Origin of the sequence: Acinetobacter sp. P1(2025), assembly GCF_051390655.1 — a bacterium.
Classification (GTDB): Bacteria; Pseudomonadota; Gammaproteobacteria; order Pseudomonadales; family Moraxellaceae; genus Acinetobacter; species Acinetobacter junii.
Map to the genome: position 1 here is coordinate 1 of NZ_JBPKBJ010000080.1, position 14,203 is coordinate 14,203.

The 14,203-nt window shown below is 36.6% G+C and carries 11 protein-coding genes; 8 read left to right on the forward strand and 3 right to left on the reverse strand.

The window, feature by feature from the left end:
• Positions 1-181: 181 nt before the first annotated feature.
• From ACSC97_RS15395 to pgaD, 5 genes are read left to right on the forward strand one after another with little or no spacing between them, the layout of a single operon-like run.
• On the forward strand, positions 182-1,318 hold the full coding sequence (locus tag ACSC97_RS15395) for a hypothetical protein (protein ID WP_436661801.1): 1,137 nt from the start codon (positions 182-184) through the stop codon (positions 1,316-1,318).
• Between the two features lie 21 nt (positions 1,319-1,339).
• On the forward strand, positions 1,340-2,644 hold the full coding sequence (locus tag ACSC97_RS15400; protein WP_436661803.1) for a hypothetical protein: 1,305 nt from the start codon (positions 1,340-1,342) through the stop codon (positions 2,642-2,644).
• Positions 2,644-4,479 carry a poly-beta-1,6-N-acetyl-D-glucosamine N-deacetylase PgaB gene (gene pgaB / locus ACSC97_RS15405; RefSeq protein WP_436661805.1) on the forward strand — a complete coding sequence of 612 codons (1,836 nt, stop codon included), beginning with the start codon at positions 2,644-2,646 and terminating at the stop codon, positions 4,477-4,479. Before ACSC97_RS15400 ends, pgaB begins: the two co-directional genes overlap by 1 nt.
• A 2-nt stretch (positions 4,480-4,481) precedes the next feature.
• Entirely contained in the window at positions 4,482-5,756 is a 1,275-nt protein-coding gene (gene pgaC, locus ACSC97_RS15410) for a poly-beta-1,6-N-acetyl-D-glucosamine synthase (protein ID WP_436661807.1), read from the forward strand.
• The gene (pgaD, locus tag ACSC97_RS15415) at positions 5,743-6,222 is read left to right on the forward strand and encodes a poly-beta-1,6-N-acetyl-D-glucosamine biosynthesis protein PgaD (protein ID WP_436661809.1); all 480 of its coding nucleotides are present in this window, start codon (positions 5,743-5,745) and stop codon (positions 6,220-6,222) included. The genes pgaC and pgaD overlap by 14 nt, the downstream gene beginning before the upstream one ends.
• A gap of 41 nt (positions 6,223-6,263) precedes the next feature.
• On the opposite strand, the gene ACSC97_RS15420 is transcribed toward pgaD, so the two are convergent.
• From ACSC97_RS15420 to trpS, 3 genes are all read right to left on the reverse strand, one after another.
• Entirely contained in the window at positions 6,264-7,976 is a 1,713-nt protein-coding gene (locus ACSC97_RS15420; protein WP_436661811.1) for a flotillin family protein, read from the reverse strand.
• Positions 7,977-8,009: 33 nt separating this feature from the next.
• Positions 8,010-8,654: a YqiJ family protein gene (locus ACSC97_RS15425; protein WP_436661813.1), complete on the reverse strand. Its 645-nt coding sequence runs from the start codon at positions 8,652-8,654 to the stop codon at positions 8,010-8,012.
• A gap of 419 nt (positions 8,655-9,073) precedes the next feature.
• Positions 9,074-10,087 carry a tryptophan--tRNA ligase gene (gene trpS / locus ACSC97_RS15430; RefSeq protein ID WP_004908319.1) on the reverse strand — a complete coding sequence of 338 codons (1,014 nt, stop codon included), beginning with the start codon at positions 10,085-10,087 and terminating at the stop codon, positions 9,074-9,076.
• Positions 10,088-10,250: 163 nt separating this feature from the next.
• Here trpS and ACSC97_RS15435 point away from each other — a divergent pair, with 163 nt between their 5' ends.
• The 3 genes from ACSC97_RS15435 (at position 10,251) to ACSC97_RS15445 (ending at position 13,847) form a co-directional block, all read left to right on the forward strand.
• A complete protein-coding gene (locus tag ACSC97_RS15435) occupies positions 10,251-11,174 on the forward strand; it encodes a DUF808 domain-containing protein (protein WP_004963560.1) in 924 nt (307 codons plus the stop codon).
• Positions 11,175-11,211: 37 nt separating this feature from the next.
• Positions 11,212-12,102, forward strand: a complete 891-nt coding sequence (gene ypfJ, locus ACSC97_RS15440) for a KPN_02809 family neutral zinc metallopeptidase (RefSeq protein ID WP_004950850.1) — start codon at positions 11,212-11,214, stop codon at positions 12,100-12,102.
• A gap of 245 nt (positions 12,103-12,347) precedes the next feature.
• Positions 12,348-13,847 carry a cation:proton antiporter gene (locus ACSC97_RS15445; RefSeq protein ID WP_436661816.1) on the forward strand — a complete coding sequence of 500 codons (1,500 nt, stop codon included), beginning with the start codon at positions 12,348-12,350 and terminating at the stop codon, positions 13,845-13,847.
• The last annotated feature ends 356 nt before the right edge of the window (positions 13,848-14,203 follow it).

Here is a 14,203-nt window from a genome sequence, read left to right on the forward strand (position 1 = left end):
TATAAATGGGTAATGTACAAGTTGCTGTAGAAGCATGTTTAGTTCGTCTGATCACAGATACTTTATAAACTATTTTAATACTTTTTTGAATCCGTCAATGCGTAAGTCCTAGATTTTATTATTGTGATTATTTTTTGATTAAACTATTATTTATAGTAAATATTAAATAATGAGGAATAATATGATTAAAATAAAATTATTTATTCCTGTGCATTGTGTATCTCTTTTTGCTTTATTGTGTTGTGGAAGCGCTGTTTATTCAAATCCGATTGATCAACACAGAGAGTATGCTGTTCAATTAATCCAGAAAGGAGAGGTTGATCATGGGTTACTTGATTTAAAGAAATTATTAGTTTTGTATCCTAAAGACCAAAAATTAATTGCGGATTATTTTGTACTTTCGTATGGAAGAAATACGCTTCATGCGACTGAGTTGATTACCTATATAGAAAATATACAAATAGAAGTATTTCCTATTTATGCGCAGACCAGTGTCGTTAAAACCTTAAGAGATGCCAGACAATATTCTTTGGCTAAAAAGATGATTACAGGATTTAGAGCTCATAATCCTCAAATGGGGTGGAATGTATGGTTAGCAACGATAGCTGCTGAAACAAAGCAAAATCAGGAAGCTCAAAGCATATTAAAACAAGTAGATATGCAGCAATTAAATGCAGAAGAACTAGTGCTGTTATCGTATACCTATCGATTAGTGGGAATGCCTATCCAAGCATTGCAAGCTGCAAATGCTGCTTTCGATAAGAAAAAAACTCAATTTTCTCAAGAGGAATATTTATTAGCACTGACTGACAACGGAAATTATAAGGTGACAGATGAATATGTAAAAGGTTCTGTCTTATTTCAGACTCATCCTGATTTAGTGATCAGAATTAAACTCAGTCAATTCGCCACTCAAATTAAAAATGCAGTACTTGCTTATAAAACTGCTCAACAAGAAAGCAAATATGCAGATGCATATGTTGAATTAGACAGCGTGCTTGCTGAAATGGAATCGTATAAACCCATAGTAAATGGTTATCCTTATTGGCAAAAAAGCTTTTATGCTGATTACATCTATGCTTTAGCGAAACGTAAGCGTTACACGGATATATTAACTACTTTACAGAGTATTAGTATTCCACTAGATCTTTGGCCAACTTATACACGTCATGCAATTGCAGATGCTTATTTAGCTACCAATCAACCTGAACAAGCAGAGCAAGTTTATTTGTCATTATTTAATGAAAAGAACTATGCTGATTATGATGTTTATTCAGCCTTATATTATGCGTATTTAGAACAAGAAAAATTTGAATAAGCAAATAACTTGATTGATGAAATGGAACATCAATTAAGACGTTATCAATATAGCCAAGTAAAAGGTGTAGATCGTACAACTCATGAAGATTGGGAACAATATTTAAGTTTAAAAGGGTTAAATCTTGCTTATCGGAATGAGCTAGAAAAAGCCGAACAGTATTTTGAAAATTTGGTTTCAATCGCACCACGTAATATTGGTTATCAAAATAATCTGGCTTTGATTCAACGTTGGAGGCAAAAACCATTAACAGCGAAACAAGGTTTAGAACAATGGAATGGTTTGGATGAAGTCAGCCAAATGACGGAAATCAACCAAATGAATAATGCGCAAGCTCTGGGAAATATTTCATATTGGAGAGAATTAAATAAAAAGCTCTTACAATCAGCTGCGGACGATACAGGTGTCCAACTAAGTTATAAAGAGTTAAAGGATCGCGATCGGTGGAGTGTAGAACATCATAGTTATTTTTCAAGGAATAAGTCTAATGATGATCGTCTATTAAATAGTTTACGAGGATCAAACGAACAGAGTTTCTGGACGCGTTTAAATAGTCCTTGGTTTAATGATTATTATCGTATCTTTCTTGAGCATCAATATCGAAAAGCACGGTATAAAAATAAGAAATTAGACGATGCTCGGGTAGGGCTGGGACTGGAATGGTCTTCAAATAGAAAAACAGCCAATATTCTATTGTCCGAAAGAAAGGATCAAGAGCGACTTGGTGTTAGATTGGATTGGTCACATTGGTTAAATGATCATTGGGCATACAACTTCTCAGTCGATTCTGATGCTGATATACCATTACAAGCGATTGATCAAAAGCATAAAGGGCAATCTTATGTAGCCGCGATGAATTGGCAAGCTAATGAGTCTCGAAAAGCAGGTATTCAATATCAAGCGATAGATATTGATGATGGAAATTTACGACAAGCCTATCAGGCATATTTCAGTCAGCAATTTTTTCAATCACCACAACACACAAGCATAGCGACTCTTACTGGATATTACGGAAGAAATAAAGCTGTGCAAGTTGATTATTTTAACCCTGTATCTAGTCATAGCATCGAGTTAAATCTGCAACATGATTGGTTGACATGGCGTGAATATGAGCGTGACTTTAAACAGCATTTTGAGCTGACTCTGGGTACTTTTAAGCAAAAAGATTTTGCCCATCAGCCCGTTTATAACTTTTTGTATCGCCATGATTGGCGAATTTCACGTGTTTGGTATCTAAATTATGGCGTAGGGTGGGGATCTCATCCTTATGACGGTGAGCACGAAGACAAAACCTATGCCATTTTGGGCTTCGAAGGAAGGTTCTAATGAATATAAAATCTCCTTTCTGCTTATTGGCGTGTATAAGTGCAATGTCATTCAATCTGTTTGCACAACCTATCGATAAGGCAGTTTCCGAATCCGCACAAACGAGCTCTAAAGCTAATCAATTTGTGACGCTGACATTTCATGATGTTCGTGATGATGTCGCAGCAAAAGGTGATCGTGATTATTATGCGATTAGCAGTCAAAATTTTGCGCAATTTTTACAATGGATTAAAGATAATAAATGGCAACCGATACGATTAGAGGATGTTTGGCAAGCGCGTAATGCAGGAAAAGCTCTTCCTGAGAGAGCTTTGTTATTAACCGTTGATGATGGTGTATCGAGTGCATACACACATATTTTTCCATTATTAAAACTACATAAAATCCCTGCTGTATTTGCAATACCAACCAGTTGGATTAACGGCAATACCAAAGATGCTATTGAGGCATATGGTACAAGTAATTTGATGACATGGCAGCAAATGCGAGAAATGCAAGCTTCTGGCTTGGTCGAGTTTGGATCTCATAGTGACAATTTACATTACGGTATTGCCGCAAACCCTCAAAAAAATCTAGAGTTCGCAGCAATTACTCGGCAATATTTTCCTCAGTCTGAAAGTTATGAGACTGATGAAGCCTTTAGACGTCGAGTCTTGAAGGACTTGCAACAATCTAAGCAAATTTTAGATAAAGAGCTAGGTACTAATACTCGCGCAATCTTTTGGCCATATGGAGCTGTGACCAAAGAAACCGAGGAATTGGCGAGTATGGTGGGTTTACCGTTGTCATTTAGCCTAGGTAGTGAGTTAAACACAGCAGATTTATTTGGGACTTATCAACGTGCTTTGATCATTGATAATCCAATACCAGCTCAAATTTACGCTGAAATGCAAAATTTTGTATTGGATCGTCATGCACCTTATAAGCAACGTAAGAGTTTTCTGCGTTTTAATTTAGCTGAACTGGTAAAAGATAATGGAAATTCTGAACAGCGATTAGGTCAATTATTGGATCAGGTTGGAGCTTTTAAGTCGAATAATTTATTGCTGACCGTTGTTGAAGATCAGAATGATGATGGAAAAATTGATGTTGCTTATTTTCCTAATCGTAGTTTACCGATGAAAGCGGACTTATTAAATCGGGTGGTCTGGCAAGCACGTACACGGATTGCAAATAAAGTTTATGCAGAACTTCCTCTGAGTTTAGAAACTCAACAAGGTTACGACTTGTCAGAGTTAACTGCAGATTTAGTCAAAAATAATAGTTCCATCACGGGTTTGATGATTGAAACAGATAACACATTACACTGTGCAATTAGTCAACGAGATTGGGATCACATTTGTCAGAAGAAAATCAATGATGTATTGGCGATCAAAAATAAGACTAAATTGAAAGCAAATTATTACGTCAATGTCAGTACAAATTATCAGACAGCACTAAAATTTAGTTACAAGGGAGCCCAGTGGGATGGGCTACAAAAGTTACTGCAGTTGATTCCTGATCATGCTGATTTTCTGTATATCGCTTTAGATTCGAATCAATCAAAAAATAATATAAATGAGCTAGATAAAGTTTTATCGACTTTAACTGAACGTGAAAAACAACATTTGATCATTAGTTTGCAGATCAATAATCAAGCTTCTTCTTATGATTGGAAAAAATATCAGCAAATTTATCAGCAATTAAAACGACAAGGTGTTCAAAAAATTGGTGTAGATAATTATCAGCTTTCTTATGGGGCTACGATTCATCAATATCTTTATCGTGAGTTGAGCTTAAATGGTAGTCCGCTCAGCTATCGCAATCCTTATGTGTTGAAACAAGGAGGGCGCTAATTATGGAATTTTTTTCAGATATTTCTTTAAGCGACTTATTTTTTGGCTTTGCATTTTTATTTCCTTTATTAATGGCTTGGCTTTGGATGGCGGGTGGAATTTGGTTTTATTTCAAACGTGAATTTCGGCAAACGGTTTTCCCTGAACCTAGTCAAGAAAGTTGTAGCATTATCATTCCTTGTTTTAATGAAGAAGAACAAATTCGAGAAACCATCAAGTTCGCTATGCAAAGCCAATATCCTGATTTTGAGGTGATTGCTATAAATGATGGAAGTACGGATAAAACCGCAGAGATTTTAGATGAACTTGCGTTGCACTATCCAAAACTACGTGTGGTGCATTTGGCAGAAAATCAGGGCAAAGCATATGCCTTGAGAGCAGGTGCGATGGTCAGCCAGCATGAGTTTCTAATTTGCATTGATGGCGATGCTTTACTGCATCCTCATGCCGTTTTTTGGATGATGAATCATCTAACACATTATCCGAGAGTTGGTGCAGTGACAGGTAATCCACGCATTATTAACCGTTCCAGTGTGTTGGGCAAAATTCAAGTGGGTGAGTTTTCTTCAATCATTGGATTGATTAAACGCGCACAACGTACTTATGGGCGGATTTTTACGGTATCAGGGGTGATTGCAGGTTTTAGAAAAACAGCACTAGATCGAATTGGTTATTGGCGTGATGACATGATTACAGAGGATATTGATGTCTCATGGCGGCTCCAGTTCGATCATTGGGACTTACAGTATGTACCAAAAGCACTTTGTTATATCTACATGCCTGAAACCTTTAAAGGGTTGTGGCAACAACGCCTACGTTGGGCGCAAGGTGGTATCGAAGTCTTATTTGCTTATGTACCGAAGTTATTTAAATGGCGTTTAAGACGCATGTGGCCAGTCGTTTTTGAAGCAATTATTAGCGTAATTTGGGTTTATGTGATGACTGCTATCATTCTTCTTTATGTGATTGGCTTATTTGTAGAGTTACCAGAACAATGGGCGGTTACTACCGTACTGCCTAACTGGTATGGGATTGTTTTAGGTATGACCTGTCTAATACAGTTTTTGGTGAGTTTGATGATCGACCGCCAATATGACAATAGTCGAACCTTACGAACATATTTTTGGGTCATCTGGTATCCATTATTTTTCTGGGTATTAATGACCATCACAACCGCGATCGCATTGCCAAAAACCATATTTAAAAAACCAAAACGTGTGCGTTGGGTAAGTCCTGATCGTGGATTTAGAGAGGGGCAAGATCATGTCAAACTTTAAAATGGTCTATGACCTTACACAATTGGAAATTCCTGAGTACATTGATGAACCTCGTTATGTAAAAAACAAAACGGCTGGATATGGATTGTTTTTTTTAGGCTGGTTGCTTTGGATATGGATTTTTATGCCATTAATCACTGTATTATTATGGATTTTCCAAGGCTTCAGTGTATATGAGCAATTATTCGTGATGAATATACCAGAGCAATCGATTGATATCCTTTATTTAATTATTTCTATCATGTTGTTTATCCTGACTTTAATTATTTGGGCGATCTATAATTGGTTTCGTTTTTATAATAAAGAAAGAAGATCCTTTCCGAAAAATATTTCTGTAGATCAATTAGCACTGAGTTTCGAGTTAAATACTGAACAAATGAATGCCTTAAGAGATGCTAAGAATGTCACCCTGCATTATGATCAGGAAGGAAGATTAACCAATTTTGAGCTGGCTGAAAAACAATAAAAAACGCGGTCAAGACCGCGTTTATTTTTGACCTATTCTTATCAATCTAACTTATTTTGAGATTTTAAAGTATTAGTAAGGCCGTTAATATCACCACCCTGTAGACCTAATTCATTCATTAAGCTATCGATCAAAGGTGCTTGAGAACGGTAGCGTAGGGCACTATTCACAACCTGATCAGACAAAGATGTTTGACCATTTTCAGAGGTCTCACCAGATGTAGTACCACCAGCAAAACCATTTAAACCATTCACCTGTAGAATCTTGATATCGTCAATATTCTCCATTGGTTTAACGCTTTCACGAATAATATCTGGTAAATGTTTGAGTAAGGCTAAACGAACTTGCATCTCTACTTGCTCTGCAGAAAGAACATTGGCTGCCTCATTCACTGCACGTGTACCTTCAGCATCTACTTGATATTGTTTTTCGAGAGCTTGTGCGAGAAGTACCTTAGCATCAGCTTCACCTTTTGCCTTTAAGCGTATCTTTTCGGCTTCAGCTTCCGCAGCAATTCGAACAGCTTCTGCTTCATCTGCTGCAGCTTTTTTACCTGCATCAGCTGCCACAGTAATCGCAATCGCTTCTTTTTCAGCAGTTTGTTTAGCTGCTACAAGCTCGACAGCTTTTTGACGTTCTGCTCTTTGAGTTTCTCGCACCGTGACGACTTCTTCTTCAGCTTTTACAGCCTCAGCTCTGGCTTTGTCAGCTTGAGCTTTAGCTTCAGATTCGGCACGTGATTTTTCAGCAATTGCAATTGCACGATCTTGCTCTGCGAGTTCGATAGTTTTTTTCTGTTCAACTTGTGCTTTTTGAATAAGTTGAGCTTTTTGGATATTTTCGTTTTCTACATCACGAGCAGAAGCGATACGTTTAAGTTCAACTTCACGTTCAGCAGCAATACGAGCTTCTTCAGCTTCACGTTTTTTACCTGCTTCTTGAGAAGCAATTTCAGCATGTTGTTCGGCTTTACGAATGGAAATTTCGCGTTCTTGTTGCAGTTTTGCATATTCTTCTTCACGAGAAATCTCAAGGCGCGCACGCTCTGCTTCAAGATTTTTAGCACGAATCGCTAAATCAGCATCCTGTTCAATATCATTACGCTTCTTACGACGGTCTTCGATTGTTTCTGTAAGTTTAGTTAAGCCTTCAGCATCAAAAGCATTTTGTGGATTGAAATATTCAAAACCAGTTTGATCTAAACCTGTCAATGAAACGGTTTCAAGTTCTAAACCGTTTTTAGATAAATCTTCAGAAACCACCTGTTGAACTTTTTGTACAAAGTCGACACGCTTTTCATGTAGTTCTTCCATTGCCATTTCCGCGGCTACAGCACGTAAAGAGTCGACAAATTTACCTTCGACTAAATCTTTTAACTCCTGTGGAGACATGGTTTTCCGACCTAAGGTTTGCGCTGCAGTCGCAATCGATTCACCTGTAGGTTTTACGCGAACGTAGAATTCTGCCATTACATCTACACGCATACGGTCACGTGTAATCAAAGCTTGGTCAGCTGCACGTTTTACTTCTAAACGTAGTGTGTTCATGTTGACGGGGATGATTTCATGCAATACAGGAAGCACAATCGCACCTCCATTCAAGATGACTTTTTCTCCACCGAAACCAGTTCTTACGAATGAAACTTCTTTGCTTGAACGAGTATATAAACGAGCAATGACGATACCGATAAATATCAGTGCTGCGAAAATTACACCTGTAATAATTAAAATTTCAGTCAATGCTGAATTGAACATTAAAACACCCTCATATCATTTATATTAAAAAAATTAAGCGGAAATAGCCTGAAAGCCAATTTTGGTTCTTTGAGTTAAAATCACATCTTGACCTTGAGTAAAAACAACATCTAATTCTGGTTCCACTAAAACATAGTGCATTTGTCCAAATTGATCTTTCACTTTTGCTTGGGCAGGAGAATTAGGCTTTGCCTCACCCAATATAATTTTGGCAGTACGACCAATCAGATCATCACTATGAATTGCAGTTGTTTCATCTTTAGGAATAATTTTGGAAATGAGTTTTGATGCAACACGAACGAGTGGCATACATAGAAAAAGACAGGCAGTTGCAATGATCCAAGCAGATAGATAGTGTTCAGTAAAATTGAAAAAAACATCTTGAATAATTAAACCAGTGAGTGAATAAACAGTTAGGAAAATAATCAACCAAACTAGTAAAGGTACTTTTCCAAGATACAGCCATTCTAAAAACTGAGTGAAAAGGTTATCTGCATGATCCATAGAAACATCAGCGTGATCAACGTCAGTCAAACTATCGGGAAGAAATTGATCGATGAAGCTGCTGCTTCCCCCAAACATTAATAAAATCAATTCCAATACACCTATACATAGACATAGCAATAAAGAAACGCTAAAAACAATGTTGGAAGGGTGTATTAATAAATCCCATATCATTTGTATATACTCTTTTTTCTTTTGGAAAATTTTTTTTAAAAAAATTATAAAAACTAATTATTTATAAGATTAATTGTATCGAGCATAAAATTCAATCAAATTCCAAGCTAAATATTTAAAGCAAAAAAAAACGCAATGATTGGGGTTGTCATTGCGTTGAACAACGAATCTGTAAAAACAGTTTCGGTTGAAAGGAGAAATGTCATGAGATTAGTTTTATCTAACCTACTTGGCTATACTAATAAAAAACTTGACTGTGTTCATAGGTATTCGTGTTAACGAGTGTTATCAAGTGTTAATAAGTGACAAAATTTGTTAGTTATTGGGTTCGGGTTAAAGTTCCTAAAATAAACTTAAATCAAAAGCTTAAATAAAAATAGCCCAAAAAATGGGCTATTTTTATGGTAAAAGTATTGTAATTAGAATTTAAATAAACCTAATCCACTTTTTACTTCATCTAAAGTTTGTTGCGTGATATCTCGACATTTGTCAGTACCATGCTTAAGAATATCCATAATATAGTCTGGATCTTTTTCAAGTTCAGCACGACGTTCACGGATTGGAGTAATCAATTCCTTTAGAATACCTTCTAAACGTTTTTTAACCGTACCATCACCTAAACCACCACGACGATAATGTGCTTTTAATTCTTCAACTTCTTCTTTATTTGGATCAAATGCATCTAAATAAGTGAATACGATATTTCCTTCAACTTGGCCTGGATCTTCAATACGCAAGTGATTCGGATCTGTATACATCGCATTGACAGCTTTTTTGATGTCTTTATCAGAAGCATTTAAAACAATAGTATTACCTAAAGACTTTGACATTTTTGCCTTACCATCAAATCCTGGTAAACGTCCCATGTTCGATAATAATGCTTTGCATTCAGGTAGGAGATCATGTCCAATTTGACGATTTACACGACGAACAATTTCATTGGTTTGTTCAATCATTGGAATTTGGTCTTCACCTACAGGTACAACCGTTGCTTTAAATGCCGTAATATCCGCTGCTTGAGCAACTGGATAGCATAAAAAGCCAGCAGGAATATCACGCTCAAAACCGCGCATCTGAATTTCAGATTTAATTGTTGGATTACGTTCTAAACGAGCAACCGTAACGAAGTTAAGGTAAAGCATGGTCAGCTCATTGAGGGCTGGTAAACATGATTGAACGCAAATCGTTGTTTTAGTTGGATCAATTCCAACGGCAAGATAATCTAAAGCAACTTGAAGAATATTATTTCGTACTTTATCAGGATTATCTGCGTTATCAGTCAAAGCTTGAGCGTCAGCAAGTAATAAGTGTTGATGATGACTGTCTTGTAAACCAACACGAGAACGCAATGAACCGACAAAATGACCTAAATGAAGTTGTCCAGTAGGGCGGTCGCCAGTCAAAATGATTGGACGTTGATCAGCATTACTCATGATATGTTCCAAGTTTCAGTGATTTCATAAATATAAAATTGACCTTATTGTACGGGAAATAAAAAAATTTCGTCAGCGATTGAACAAACTTTTATGAAAATAATGTTGTGAATTTATTGAGTAAATCTACAATAGCGAGATAAATACAAACTAGGAAATAAAAATGGCGAGTGGTTTATTACTTTTACTTGATGATATTGCAACAATTTTAGATGATGTTGCTGTAATGAGTAAAATGGCAGCTAAAAAAACAGCTGGCGTATTGGGTGATGATTTAGCTTTAAACGCTCAGCAGGTGAGTGGTGTTCGCTCTGACCGAGAATTACCAGTTGTGTGGAGCGTAGCAAAAGGCTCATTTGTTAATAAACTCATTCTTGTTCCATTAGCATTGTTAATTAGCGTAGTTGCACCTTGGCTTATCAATCCATTATTAATGATTGGTGGTCTATTCCTTTGTTATGAAGGTGTAGAAAAAGTAGTACACATGCTACATCACAAAAAAGCAAAAACTGCCGAAGAAGCAAGTGCTGATCTAGAAGCAATAGAGGTTGATTTAGCAAAATTTGAAAAAGAAAAAGTCAAAGGTGCAATACGTACAGATTTTATTCTATCTGCTGAAATTGTTGTGATTTCGTTGGGTACTGTTGCGACAGCCGCATTTATGACTAAAGTATCTGTATTGAGTGTTATTGCGATTGCCATGACAATTGGTGTTTATGGTTTTGTAGCGATGATTGTCAAAATTGATGATTTAGGATTGTATTTAACTCAGCAAGCTTCAGAATTTAAAAATAAAGTAGGACGTGGTTTACTGGCTTTTGCTCCGATTCTGATGAAAACATTGTCTGTCGTTGGTACAGTAGCAATGTTTTTAGTCGGTGGTGGCATCATTACACACACGATTCCTTTATTACACCATTTTACGGAAGAAACTGTTGATCATTTGGAGTTAATCCCAAGTTTTGGTTCAATCATTGGTGCATTAACACCAACATTAATTAACTTGGGTATTGGATTTATCGCGGGTGCTATTGTATTAATTGTTGTCGGGCTAATACAAAAAGTTTGGTCAAAAGCATCTAAATAAAAAGAAACCGTCATCATTATAATAAAGAGAGGTAGTCATGCGTTGGAAAGGGCGTCGTGTAAGTACCAATGTGGAAGATCGTCGTGGTGGTGGCGGTGTTAAAGCTGGTGGTATTAGTATCATCGGTTTAGTGGTTGCATTTATTGCTTGGAAGTTTTTTGGTGTTGATCCCCAGCAAGCTTACCAAGCAACACAAGCTGTCACCAGTGAAACAACATCAACAGCCGAAGCACCGCAAAATCTGACTTTAGAACAAAAAGAAGCAAGTGAGTTTGTGGGTACGGTATTAGCTGATACAGAAGATACATGGACGCCAATTTTTCAACAATTAGGCATGACTTATAAGCCACCTCGACTAGTTTTATTTAGTGGAGTAGTGAAGTCAGGTTGCGGTACTGCGCAATCGGCAATGGGTCCCTTTTATTGCCCAGCAGACCAAAAGGTTTATATCGATACTTCTTTCTTTAAAGATATGCGCCAACAAATGGGTATTTCTGGTGAGCAAAATCAAACAGAATTGTCACGTCAAGATCAAGCTGGGGATTTTGCACAAGCTTATGTCATCGCACATGAGGTTGGACATCATATTCAGAACCTACTTGGTATCTCAGGAAAAGTGCAGCAGGCTCGTGCGCAATCCAGCCAAGTTGAAGGAAATCAACTTTCAGTTCGCTTAGAACTTCAAGCAGATTGTTTCGCTGGTATTTGGGCGAATCAAAATCAACAAAGAACACAATTTCTCGAACAGGGTGATATCGCAGAGGCGATGGATGCTGCTGAAAAAATTGGTGATGATTACTTACAAAGAAGAGCAACAGGTCAAGTTGTACCAGATAGCTTTACTCATGGTACAAGCGAACAACGTATGCAATGGTTTGAGTTGGGATACACCACAGGTGATATCAATCAATGTAATACTTTTAAATAGTCTGAATTTTATTCATTGTTGATTTTCATACGAAATTTATACCGATATATCGTTTCGCTCGATTAAAGTAACTATGTTTAGCTGATGAAGTAATTTCCTAGCTAAACTATGAGGTATAGAAAAACAAAGAAAAAAGAAATGAACTTCTGATGAAGTGATGCCTTATGCATTTATATTGCACGCATTAGGGCGAGAGTCTGAGCACTTTATGAGCTAAATCTGAAGGTGATAAAAAAAGAGGTGGTATGGGTAATTTTTTTCTCTTACAAGCTTTGACAGCAGTTTTTACGCTCTCAATTGCAACCACAATTTTTAACAAACGTGTACTCGGTTTCCCACAAGCAATTGGGGTGCCGATTGTCTCAGCTATCTTTGTATTTTTATTACAATGGGGTGCTAGTCTTTTAAACGGGAACCAATTTGTTGAAATCAATATTCACAATATTGAATCCGCAGTACGTGATATCGACTTTTATGATTTTCTAATTAATGGTGTGATTTGTTTCATTCTTACATCATCAGCTTTAAAGTTCAAAATTTCTGACCTACAAAATTATTGGAAACCGATCAGCATTCTTGCCACCATTGCGCTAGTACTTTGCGCGATGATTTATGCTGGATTACTTTATGTATTCCAATGGTTAGTTGGTTATCCAGTACCTATTTCTGTATTGCTGCTATTAGGTGCTGCATTAGGTGCAACAGATCCTATAGGGATTAAAGGGGTCTTAAGTTCCATTCGAGCACCGCATCATTTGATTGTAAAACTAGAAGGCGAATCATTATTTAATGATGCGATGTGTATTGCGTTATTCATGACATTACTGAACGTTATTCGTGGTGAGCATTTTTCACTTATCAGTACGATTGAAACACTGATCTATGAAATTCTTGTTGCAGTGCTTATCGGGTTTGCATTTGGACTTGGGATTTTACGACTACTAAAAGGTAAGCATGAGATGGAATCTCTGATTCTTACAACTGCTTTACTAGCAAGTGGTTCATATTTAGTTGCACTATTTGCACATGCTTCAGCACCGATTGCGTGTGTAATTGGCGGTTTGATCGTTGGTAATAAGTGGCAGGAGATCCGAGAACAACGTGAAATCAGGGAGGTAAATCATTTTTGGCATACCGTAGAGGGGATTATTAACTCGTTCTTGTTTACTCTAATTGGCTTAGAGCTTTTTATCTTAGATCTAAGTGCAAACTTGATCATCGGCGGAATATTTGCCTTTTTAATTCTGCACCTCTCTCGATTCGCAGCGAATTTTGCGGCGTTCAGGCTTTTTCCTTCTTTTAAAAACAAAAGTTATAACGGTAGTTTAACTATTCTTTCTTGGGGTGGTGTTCGTGGTGGAATCTCATTGGCATTAATACTCGCTGTAGCAAACATTCCTGCTTTAAGTCCTTATAGTAGTATTTTAATTGGTTACACATTCATTAGTGTTCTGCTATCTGGCGTTGTTTGTGGTTTAGGTTTACCCGCAGTAATGAATGCATTTTATTACAATCCCAATGAGGAGAGAAATGGTGTAAAAGGTGCTTACCAACGCTTATGTCATAAAATGAATCGCCGTGGTTTTAAGTATGTGGTCACGGAAGACCTAGATGGAAAGGAAATCATTAAAATCTATAACCCTGAGCTAATAACCAATAAAAAGTCTGAAGATACAAAAACAGAAATCTATCATCCAGAAAAAGAAAAAGAAGTTGAGCAATTGCAGAATCCGAATAATTTCTAAAATACATTGCATGGTTATGCAGTTCTAAATTTGAACTTGTTTATTTGTGTTTATAAGATAATAGGTTTTTTCTAATATGTAAGTTTTGTTAGTCCCTAACGAGATAAAAGCAGAATAATTTCAATAGGGTTTATGGCTAAGCTCTTGAAAATTTCTGCTTATTTTTTGTTCTCTAATTTGTAATTTTTTGTGGAAAATACGATTTTTATGAAAGTATTTATTGGTTTTTTGAATAAATAATCTTTATTATAGGACTTACGCACTATTATTTATAGACTCTCTGTGGTAGCAGATGATTTTTATCGAGAATAAAGTCATCAATGAAGTTTTTGATCATTGGTCTAAATAATTTCTTC

Bases quoted from the DNA above. Each gene is read 5' to 3' on its own strand.
- ypfJ (WP_004950850.1), top strand. From the start codon at position 11,212: ATGCGTTGGAAAGGGCGTCGTGTAAGTACCAATGTGGAAGATCGTCGT.
- pgaD (WP_436661809.1), top strand. From the start codon at position 5,743: ATGTCAAACTTTAAAATGGTCTATGACCTTACACAATTGGAAATTCCT.
- ACSC97_RS15400 (WP_436661803.1), top strand. From the start codon at position 1,340: ATGGAACATCAATTAAGACGTTATCAATATAGCCAAGTAAAAGGTGTA.
- ACSC97_RS15435 (WP_004963560.1), top strand. From the start codon at position 10,251: ATGGCGAGTGGTTTATTACTTTTACTTGATGATATTGCAACAATTTTA.
- ACSC97_RS15425 (WP_436661813.1), bottom strand. From the start codon at position 8,654: ATGATATGGGATTTATTAATACACCCTTCCAACATTGTTTTTAGCGTT.
- trpS (WP_004908319.1), bottom strand. From the start codon at position 10,087: ATGAGTAATGCTGATCAACGTCCAATCATTTTGACTGGCGACCGCCCT.
- pgaB (WP_436661805.1), top strand. From the start codon at position 2,644: ATGAATATAAAATCTCCTTTCTGCTTATTGGCGTGTATAAGTGCAATG.
- ACSC97_RS15420 (WP_436661811.1), bottom strand. From the start codon at position 7,976: ATGTTCAATTCAGCATTGACTGAAATTTTAATTATTACAGGTGTAATT.
- ACSC97_RS15395 (WP_436661801.1), top strand. From the start codon at position 182: ATGATTAAAATAAAATTATTTATTCCTGTGCATTGTGTATCTCTTTTT.
- pgaC (WP_436661807.1), top strand. From the start codon at position 4,482: ATGGAATTTTTTTCAGATATTTCTTTAAGCGACTTATTTTTTGGCTTT.
- ACSC97_RS15445 (WP_436661816.1), top strand. From the start codon at position 12,348: ATGGGTAATTTTTTTCTCTTACAAGCTTTGACAGCAGTTTTTACGCTC.